The 9,624-nt window shown below is 41.1% G+C and carries 11 protein-coding genes; 6 read left to right on the top strand and 5 right to left on the bottom strand.

Annotation, left to right across the window (positions count from 1 at the left end):
- Positions 1 to 245: 245 nt before the first annotated feature.
- On the bottom strand, positions 246 to 437 hold the full coding sequence (locus JWQ54_RS08600; RefSeq protein WP_299583098.1) for a hypothetical protein: 192 nt from the start codon (positions 435 to 437) through the stop codon (positions 246 to 248).
- A gap of 144 nt (positions 438 to 581) precedes the next feature.
- Between JWQ54_RS08600 and JWQ54_RS08605 the strand changes: the two genes are divergently transcribed.
- Positions 582 to 989 (top strand): hypothetical protein, encoded by a 408-nt coding sequence (locus JWQ54_RS08605; RefSeq protein WP_299583101.1) that lies wholly within the window; start codon positions 582 to 584, stop codon positions 987 to 989.
- A 5-nt stretch (positions 990 to 994) separates the two neighbouring features.
- Entirely contained in the window at positions 995 to 1,402 is a 408-nt protein-coding gene (locus JWQ54_RS08610; protein WP_299583103.1) for a hypothetical protein, read from the top strand.
- A gap of 202 nt (positions 1,403 to 1,604) precedes the next feature.
- Here the strand turns inward: JWQ54_RS08610 and folP are convergent, their stop codons facing one another.
- Entirely contained in the window at positions 1,605 to 2,462 is an 858-nt protein-coding gene (gene folP, locus JWQ54_RS08615; RefSeq protein ID WP_299583106.1) for a dihydropteroate synthase, read from the bottom strand.
- A gap of 95 nt (positions 2,463 to 2,557) precedes the next feature.
- Between folP and JWQ54_RS08620 the strand changes: the two genes are divergently transcribed.
- The 4 genes from JWQ54_RS08620 (at position 2,558) to JWQ54_RS08635 (ending at position 6,583) form a co-directional block, all read left to right on the top strand.
- Positions 2,558 to 3,715, top strand: coding sequence for a BT_3928 family protein (locus JWQ54_RS08620; protein WP_299583109.1), 1,158 nt, complete (start codon positions 2,558 to 2,560; stop codon positions 3,713 to 3,715).
- A gap of 5 nt (positions 3,716 to 3,720) precedes the next feature.
- Positions 3,721 to 4,779: an ABC transporter permease gene (locus tag JWQ54_RS08625; RefSeq protein WP_299583112.1), complete on the top strand. Its 1,059-nt coding sequence runs from the start codon at positions 3,721 to 3,723 to the stop codon at positions 4,777 to 4,779.
- Between the two features lie 422 nt (positions 4,780 to 5,201).
- The gene (locus tag JWQ54_RS08630) at positions 5,202 to 5,741 is read left to right on the top strand and encodes a shikimate kinase (protein WP_299583115.1); all 540 of its coding nucleotides are present in this window, start codon (positions 5,202 to 5,204) and stop codon (positions 5,739 to 5,741) included.
- Between the two features lie 107 nt (positions 5,742 to 5,848).
- Entirely contained in the window at positions 5,849 to 6,583 is a 735-nt protein-coding gene (locus tag JWQ54_RS08635) for a hypothetical protein (protein WP_299583118.1), read from the top strand.
- Between the two features lie 49 nt (positions 6,584 to 6,632).
- Here the strand turns inward: JWQ54_RS08635 and JWQ54_RS08640 are convergent, their stop codons facing one another.
- From JWQ54_RS08640 to rlmD, 3 genes are all read right to left on the bottom strand, one after another.
- Positions 6,633 to 7,142, bottom strand: a complete 510-nt coding sequence (locus JWQ54_RS08640; protein WP_299583121.1) for a phosphoribosyltransferase family protein — start codon at positions 7,140 to 7,142, stop codon at positions 6,633 to 6,635.
- A 122-nt stretch (positions 7,143 to 7,264) separates the two neighbouring features.
- The gene (locus tag JWQ54_RS08645; RefSeq protein ID WP_299583124.1) at positions 7,265 to 7,663 is read right to left on the bottom strand and encodes a hypothetical protein; all 399 of its coding nucleotides are present in this window, start codon (positions 7,661 to 7,663) and stop codon (positions 7,265 to 7,267) included.
- A gap of 239 nt (positions 7,664 to 7,902) precedes the next feature.
- Positions 7,903 to 9,306 (bottom strand): 23S rRNA (uracil(1939)-C(5))-methyltransferase RlmD, encoded by a 1,404-nt coding sequence (rlmD, locus tag JWQ54_RS08650; protein WP_299583127.1) that lies wholly within the window; start codon positions 9,304 to 9,306, stop codon positions 7,903 to 7,905.
- Positions 9,307 to 9,624: the final 318 nt, after the last annotated feature.

Consider the following 9,624-nt stretch of genomic DNA (forward strand, 5'->3'; position numbering starts at 1 on the left):
GATAAGATATCAAGTGATTGGAATAGCCAAGAATTAAAATTCTTTTTTCTTGAACTTCATGAAGGTAGATGGACAAATGAAAACGTATTTTATTTTTTAGCAAACTTGCTGGCTAAAGACGACCTATTAAGTTTAGATGATCACATAAATCAGTTAAGAAGGCATTTAAGAGGCGCTTAATATATCTTAAGAATAGCATGTATTAATTTTCATACTCCCCTGTAAAGATTTAGATTTGACAACTTTTAAAAAGTTGTCAAATCTTTTAGCAATAAGGTTATAGGTTTTTCTTCCTTAAGATCCATAGTTTTAGAGCTAATTTCGCCAACATTCAAATCTCCAAAAAGATTTTTTTGCCATGTAGTATAATCAAAAGGATCCCTGTTAAGCAAGGTGATAAAACGCGCTGCATTTACTTCACCCAATGCTTCAAGCAAAGCTCCCAATCCTTTTTACTTCAGTATCTGTCATTCTGATAACATTCTTAATATATTATACTAATGTACTAAACTTACTTAAATATTTATAACACCCTGTAGCGTTGTATCTTACCTCCCCGTATTAGCTATAAATAAACCGTTATGAAAATATTTTTATTTCTCATTTGCATCGCATCCACCATTGCCGGCTGTAAAAAGGGGAACCCTGAGCCTTCGGGCTTAGTTGGCACCTGGGAGTTACGGCATTATTCGGGTACAATTGCAGGGGTATCAAAGGAACTGCCTAAAGGTAATGGGAAGCTGATCCAATTTAACGCGGATAGTACCTGCAAATTCTTCACTAATTTTAAGCAGGATAATCAGGGTACTTTTAAAATAGTAAAAAGCGGCGTTACCTGGGGTGATGCAAAATATGATGCCATATATTTCGGTGAAAATGAAAGTCCCAGTTTCATGGTCTTAAAGGCCGACTCTTTAATCATCGGCAGTACTTTTGCTGATGGTGAAACTTCGTTATATATCAAACAAATCAGATTTTCAAACCAATAAAAGTTATGAAAGTGTTTTTATTTATTTTCTGCATTGCTGTAATAGCAATTAGCTGTAAAAAAGAGTCGCAGGGTTCTAAAATAAAGAATGTTGCTAATAGTGCCTTATTTGCCAAATGGGAATTAAGGTTCCAAAACGGGGGACTGATGCCACAAAAATCATTTGCTCCCGGTAATGGCAATATGATCCAATTTAATGCCGACAGCACCTATAAATTTTATCTGGGTTTTAGTGTTACTGCCCAGGGCACATTTCATATTACTGAAAAAACCTTTACAATGACTCCTGAAAAGTTTAATTATATATACTATGATCATGATACAACCGGGGATCTACTACAGCTTAAAAATGACACTTTAACCATAGGCTCCAGCGCTGCAGATGGACTTTCATCCATCTATGTAAAGCAGTAATAATATAGGGGTTGTCTTAAAAACATTATCCTAATTAAGAGTAAAAAATAATACTTGGTCTTAGTAATCTCCGTGTCTACTTAGCGCACTCTGTGGTTAATTTTTTACCACACAGAGCAAGTCACAAAGTACACTGAGTTTTCATTGACCGGCTATTTAGATTTGACAACTTTTTAAAAGTTGTCAAATCTTCCCTAATTCTCTAACCAATATTACACCACTCCCAGATCTTTACCGCCTCAACTGCTTCTTTTACATCATGTACCCGTAGTATATTAGCACCTTTTGTTAAAGCAATAGTATTTAAAGCTGTTGTGCCGTTCAAAGCTTCGGAGGCATTAATCCCAAGCTCACCATAGATCATTTTTTTGCGGGAGATGCCAACCAGTATTGGCAGTTGCAGCATGTTTAAATCCTGCAAGCGACTCATTAAAGCATAACTATGTTCCGGTTTTTTTGCGAACCCAAAACCGGGATCAATAATTACATCATGTACCCCAAGCTGTTTTAATTGGTAATACTTATCGGCAAAATAATCATACACGTCGGCAAATACATCGTCGTAAATAGCCAGTTGCTGCATAGTTTTGGGATTGCCTTTCATGTGCATCAAAATGTAAGGCACCTGTAAACGGGCAACGGTGGCAAACATATCCCCGTCCAGTTGTCCGCCACTGATATCATTAATAATATGCGCTCCGGCATTAATGCCCGCTTCAGCAACCCCGGTACGAAAGGTGTCTATCGATAAAACGGCATCTGGATATCGGCTCACAATTGCTTCAACAACAGGCAACAGGCGGTCGGTTTCTTCCTGTACGGAAATATCATCAGCACCGGGGCGTGAAGAGGAGGCGCCAAGATCTAAAAAGTCCGCGCCCTCTGTCAGCATTTTTTCGGCTTGCAGCAGGGCATCAGCAATCCCCGGCTTCCGGCTTCCGGTATAAAATGAATCAGGAGTAAGGTTAATAATCCCCATCACCTTTGGCTTGCTTAAATCAATAAGTTTACCTCCTGCATTTACAGTTGCCTTTTTATGAAAAAATGTATCTTTAGCCACTGGTTGTTGTAATGTTTAAAGGTTGTAAAGTTGAAATGTTATTTTCTGGTTTCTCAACCTTACAACTTTACAACGTTACAACTTCTAAATTACAAATGAAAAACAAAACATCACAATTGGTATGGGTAGCCCGGATATTGGTAGGCCTGCTTTTTATATTTTCGGGCCTGGTAAAAATAAACGACCCGCTTGGCTTTTCGTACAAGCTGGAAGAATATTTCGAGGTTTTCCATATCACTTTTTTAAACGGCTTTGCGCTTAGCCTGTCCATTATTCTGTGCTCGCTCGAAATTATTTTGGGCTTTGCCCTGCTGATTGGCGTGCGTGCGGTATCTGTTGCCTGGGGCTTGCTGCTGCTGATCATTTTCTTTGCCTTTTTAACCTTTTATTCAGCTTACTTCCAGGTGGTGCAAACCTGCGGCTGCTTTGGCGACGCTATCCCGTTAACCCCATGGCAATCATTCAGTAAGGACCTGGTTTTATTATTGTTGATTGTAGTGCTATTTATTAATCGACGGAATATTAAACCCTTATTTGCGGCCAAAACAGGCGACAATTTACTGATCACTATAACAGTCTTATCAATAGGCTTTGGTTTATACACTTATAACTTTTCGCCGGTAATTGATTTCTTGCCTTATAAAATTGGCGCAAACATTCCTGCTGAAATGAAAACACCGCCGGGTGCAAAGCCAGATGAATATGAGCTTACCTATAACCTGAAAAATAAAAAAACAGGCGAAACCAAGGTGATGACCAACACCGAATATTTGAAAACCAACATCTGGAAAGATAATAACTGGGAGGTTGTAGGTCAGCCGGAAAGCCGTTTGGTAAAAAAAGGTTTTACTCCTAAGATTCGCGATTTAGCCATCCAGGATGCACAGGGGAATGATTATACAAAAGAGCTGTTGACAAATCCCTATAACAACCTGGTGATTGTGGCTTACGATCTGAATAAAACCGACGATGAAGCCATTGGCCGCTTAAACGCTATGGCAATAAATCTCGCTCAAAACTTTAATACCCGCACGGTAATGCTCACTTCAAATTCGCACCAGTTTACTGAGGCTTACAGCAAGCAGCACCATTTAATGTTCGAGATTTTTTATGCCGATGGGGTGCCATTAAAAACTATGGTACGTGCTAACCCGGGGGTGCTGTTGTTAAAGAACGGAACGGTTGTAAACAAGTGGCATTACCATTCCATGCCAAAATATGACGACCTGGTGAAAAAATATTTTCAGGAATAAAACAAATGATCAGCTACCTCATCCGAAAACTATTTTACGGTATTGCTGTAATGCTCGGCATTGTGGTGGTAGTTTTTTTTCTGTTCAATATTTTACCCGTCGACCCTGCCCGCATGACCCAGGGCCAGCGCGCCGATGTACAATCATTACAAGCTATCCGCAAAGAGTTTGGGCTGGATAAACCCGTGCCCATGCAGTTTGCTTATTATATGAATGACCTTTCGCCAATAGGCATCCACCTCAATAATACAGAGGAGCAACAGCGGTATCATTATGTAAAATTGTTTAGTATCTCTGATGATAAATTGGTAGCTTTAAAGTGGCCCTACCTACGCCGTTCATACCAAACGCATAAAGAAGTAGCTGTGCTGTTGCTCGAGGTGATCCCCAACACTTTAGTACTGGCTACAACCGCCATGATCTTCGCTATAATTATCGGTGTTTTTTTAGGGGTAATAAGTGCCGTAAATCAAAATACGTGGGTAGATAAGCTGGCCATAGGCCTTTCAACCTTAGGCGTATCCGCTCCTTCTTTTTTTGCCGGAATCATTATAGCCTGGATCTTCGGCTTTGAGCTGAGCAAGTACACCGGCTTAAATATGTCGGGCAGTTTGTATAGTTATGACCCGTTTAAGGGTGAGGTAATTACCTGGAAAAATTTAATTTTGCCAATGGTTACCCTTGGCCTGCGTCCGCTTGCTATTATTGTGCAGCTTACCCGCAATGCTATGCTTGATGTGTTGGGGCAGGATTATATCCGCACCGCAAAAGCCAAAGGTTTAAGCAATAATGCCATAATTTACCGCCATGCCTTAAAAAATGCGCTTAACCCGGTTATTACTGCAATTGCCAACTGGTTTGCCTCCTTACTGGCTGGCTCATTTTTTGTAGAATATGTGTTTGGCTATAACGGGCTGGGTAAAACCACGGTTGATGCCCTTGAAATGTCAGATTTCCCGGTGGTAATGGGCTCTATATTATTTATTGCTTTTATTTTTGTGGTGATAAGTATTGTGGTTGATGTTGTTTATGTTTGGGTTGATCCGAGGGTGAAGCTGGTGTAGTTGTAGGTCAGTTGGCAGTTTTGAGTAGGCAGTTGGCAGGTGAAGAATGTAAAAAAGGGTGTCATTATAAATAAGATATAAACTCCTGCGGAATCTAAAGGGGGAATGACAAGGGTGGGATGTCATGGTGAGCTTGTCGAATCACGACGCGGGCAAAGGCCTTAGCACCATGCTTAGCATGCGGACAGGCCTCTGCGCACGTCGCCCTTCGACAAGCTCAGGGTGACAGCCCATTGCATGTTCAACATAACTTGTCATGGGTAGGCACACGAAGTATTTGGGCAAAGGCCATAGCACCATGCTTAGCAAGTGGATAGGCCCCTGCGTGGTTCGACAAGCTCACCATGACAGGCCGACAGGTTCAGGATGACGCCACCACACGTTCTAAATAGCTATTAATAATTAATACAAAGGAGTATAAATTGTCTGAAAATAATAATCAAAAAGATACACATAGCGGATTAGGCTTAATATTCCTGATCGGCTTTATGGGTTGCGGCAAAACTACCTTGGGCCGTAAGCTGGCTTCAAGACTGGGCTATGAGTTTATGGATCTGGATCATATCCTGGAAGCACAGGTGGGCATGAATATTGCCGACTACTTCAGCATTCATGGAGAGGATGCCTTCCGTAAGCTGGAATCAGAAGTTTTAAAGCAAACTGTATATCCTAAACATGCAGTAATTTCAACAGGCGGAGGCTTGCCCTGCTTTTTTGACAACATGCAATGGATAAATGCACACGGCAGATCGGTATATATCCAGCTATCCCCAAAAACACTGGCCGACAGGCTTGAACACGAAAAAACCAAACGTCCCTTATTGCGCGATAAATATGGCGAGGCACTTATTGCTTTTATTGATGAAAAATTACAAGAGCGTGAACCTTTTTATAAAAAGGCTACTTTTATTGCAAACGGCCTGAGTTTAACGGCGGAGAAGGCAGAAGCATTGCTGAAATAATAAACAGACAAATTGTTTATTAATGTAACATTATCTTAAAGACTGCCGTATATCTTTGCATACCCCGCAAACCACATTATTATATTTATTACAACCTTACTATTATCATGAAAAGATCTTACTTTACTGCTTTTTGTTTATTGCTTTTGTGCAGCGTTTCTGTTTTAAAAGCCCAGGATGTTTATCAGCCCGGTTATGTTATTCTAAATGATGGAATACGGTTAAGCGGTACAATTATTTTGTACGCAAATTCACCATGGCTTAATCAGCAGCATATCTTTTTAAAAGATTCTGCAGCGGTTGCAGCTAATCCCAATGGAGATGTTAAGCCCAAAAAGTATAAAACAGGCGACATTAAATATTACCAGGTTGGCGACCGTAAATTTGATAAAGTACATTATGTGGAAAGCTCCGATCTTCACTTTAGAATTTTAGGGTCAAATGACCATATGCTGGAACGGCTGACCGCCGGAAGAATAGCATCTTACCGTTATTATTCTTATCCGCCTGATATGGATACCTTTACCGGTTCGTACGAAGATTATGAGAAACGGAAAACCCATGAGTTGCTGGCTGGCTATAAAATTTTAGCAAGGAAAGATAACGACGGAAAATATCATGATATACTAAACGACGGCATTAAAGATTATTTAAAAGATGCCCCGGATATAATGAAGAAATATGACGACGGCACTTACGGAAACGAACCATCAGCATCCGGCAAAGGACTTATGGCTAAAATGATTGCCAGGGCCAAAAAGACCACTTTTAAGCAACAGGAAGCGGATGCGATTGTAGCTGCGTTTAATGAGTTTAACCAGGAGTATCCGGCTAAAAAATAGTATCAATCAGCCTTACGGAATTTTTTAAATTTCGTAAGGCTCTCTAAATCTACCTCAAATAAACCCCATCTTCTTCACCTTCTTCATCCAAAACAACATCCACATGCTCTTTTAAAACAGTTGATAATGCAATTCCGGCAAAGTCGGTGGTCATTGGGAATTTTTTGTGGTTACGGTCTATTAATACGGCGGTACGGAGTTTCTTTAGTGGTACATCGCGGAATACGCCAAAGCCGTAGGCAAGCGTTTTGCCGCTGTTCAACACATCATCAACCAAAATAACCACCTTGTTACTGCAGTCCTGCACATTAAAATTAATGGTAGCTTTCAGGCTGGTGCTTTGCTTATCAAGCTCAATGCCTATCATTTTGCTTTTGAAAGGGGCAATGTCGTCCAATATAGCTTTTATTCTTTTGGCAATTTTATCGCCGCTGGGCAAAATACCGGCAATCAGGATCTCTTCTTCATCAAAATTATCTTCCAGGATCTGGTAAGCAATCCGGTCAATCTTCTGCCTGATCTGCTGCTGGTTTAATATAAGGAGGTGTTTGTCTGACATTGCTTCGCTGTTGTAATGTTGAAAGGTTGTAAAGTTGAAATGTTATTTCCCTAGGCGCCTTAATAACATGGTAAAGATAGCAACTTTACAACATTTCAACTTTACAACGTTTCAACAAATTATTACTTAATGTACGGCACATATACAAAATTTGCTCCTTCAGGAACCACCACAAAAACACACATAAAATCGTGCGGGTTTTTATAGCTGCTGATAAAGCGTTCTTTTAATATTTCCTTTATTACACCCTTCTCTACAAACTCTTCAAGAGTTGAGGCGTGGATGCTCCATTCCGTGTTCAGGTCAAAGCGATCGAGGATCAGCTCGCCTAAAGCCAGTTCATGCTGGTGAGCTATAAATATGGGGTAACTTGAGAGTCCTTCCACCATTATTTCAACGGCAACCTCGCGGATGGATTCATTAAAAAATTTTAAATCCCTCTCCAAACTCAGCAGCGGACTTTCTTTTTTAGGCCCGTCACCGTTATCTCTATTTTCATTTAAAAGTTCTTCCGGTTCCATATTATTATTTTTGATTGCACCGATTTTTTGATTGATTACACCGATTTTTTTGAAAGATGATTTATTTTTGAACCCTGATTTTTCACAGGTGTTTGTTTTTATAAGGTGTTCAAGAGGGCTTCGCCGTTCGCTTGATTAAAGATCACATGATCTTTTTCGGTGGATTATTTAAACTTCTATCTGTCCTCACTATGGACTATCGACCATGGTCCATGGACTTTTCTGCCATGAACCATGAACTACCTCAACACCAGCAACACCACATTCTCCACGTGCTGTGTATGCGGGAACATATCAACCGGCTGAATTTTCACCGTATCGTATTTCTCCTTCAATACCAGCAGATCGCGGGCCTGGGTTGCGGCGTTGCAGCTTACGTAAACAATTTTTGGCGCTTCAATTTCCATCAGGCGGGCAACCACATCCGGGTGCATTCCTGCGCGCGGTGGATCGGTAATGATCACATCCGGTTTTCCATGCTCAGCCACAAAATCGGCCACCAGCACATCCTTCATATCGCCTGCAAAAAATTTGGTATTGGTGATATTGTTAATGGCCGAATTGATCTTTGCATCCTCAATGGCCGATGGCACATATTCGACACCCACAACCTCGCGCACATGGCCGGCAATAAAATTGGCAATAGTACCTGCACCTGTGTAAAGATCATATACCAATTCGTTGCCTGTAAAGCCTGCAAAATCGCGGGCTATTTCATACAGCTTTAATGCCTGGATAGAGTTGGTTTGATAAAATGATTTTGGCCCGATGCGGAATTTTATGCCGTTCATCTCCTCGTGGATATATTCCGGACCTTTAAAGGCAACTACATCCTGGTCAAAAATGGTATCGTTCTTTTTTTGGTTGATGATGTACAGCAGGGAAGTGATCTCCGGGAAATTGCTGTCGATATAGCTCATCAGCTTATTTACTTGCTCCTCATCTGCGTAAGCAAAAACCACGATCACCATAACCTCACCGGTTGATGAGGTGCGTACGATCAGGTTGCGTAATGCGCCTTCATGCCCTTTCAGGTCATAAAAAGTATAACCTTCGCGGATCACAAACTCACGGATACTGTTGCGCAACGTATTTGATGGTTCTGCCTGCAGCCAGCAATGGTTAACATCCAGGATCTTATCAAACCTGCCAGGAATGTGAAAGCCCAGGGCATCCATATTCAGTTCTTCATTGTCACGGCTCTCGCCATCATACAGCCATCGTTTGTTGCTGAAGGTATATTCCAGCTTGTTGCGGTAATATTTATCGGCAGGGGAGGGTACAATAGCATCCATGCCGCCAACATCTATCTTAGCTATGCGTGTAAGTGCGTCTGCCACCGATTTTTGCTTGAATTTTAGCTGCGCCTCATACGTCATGTGCTGCCATTTGCAGCCGCCGCAGGTGCCAAAATGCTCGCAAAAGGGTTGTGTGCGGTATTCAGACGACTGTTTTAATTCGGTGATCTTAGCTTCACCAAAGTTTTTTTTACTGCGGAAAACCTGTACGTCAACAATATCACCGGGTACGGCTTTGTCGACAAAAAGCACAAAGTCGTCCGCCTTGCCTACACCTTTGCCTTCTTCAGCAATGTCAATAATGGTAACGTCTTCAAAAAATCTTTTCTTAGCAACTTGATTCATCAGGATGCAAAGGTAGGGATTTGTGTTTAGAAGTTGTAAGGGTTGGGGTTGTTGTAATGTTGAAAGGTTGTAAAGTTGTAATGTTGTTGTAAATGGTGAAGCTGCTCTTTACTGCATCTGTATCGCAGGGCTTCGCCCTGCGCTGGCGGATGTCACCCTTTCAGGGCTTGGTAAAAATTTTCTGACCCTGTATTCTAGGATTAATACATTTCCAAATTTATTTTAAAAAAGCCGTTTTCTATGCCGCTCTTTTATAGTTTTCCACATACAATTCACTTCTTTTTACCAGGGAGAACATTCGTAGGATCAGTTTGAATT

It is taken from the genome of Mucilaginibacter sp. (assembly GCF_028288225.1).
Classification (GTDB): Bacteria; Bacteroidota; Bacteroidia; order Sphingobacteriales; family Sphingobacteriaceae; genus Mucilaginibacter.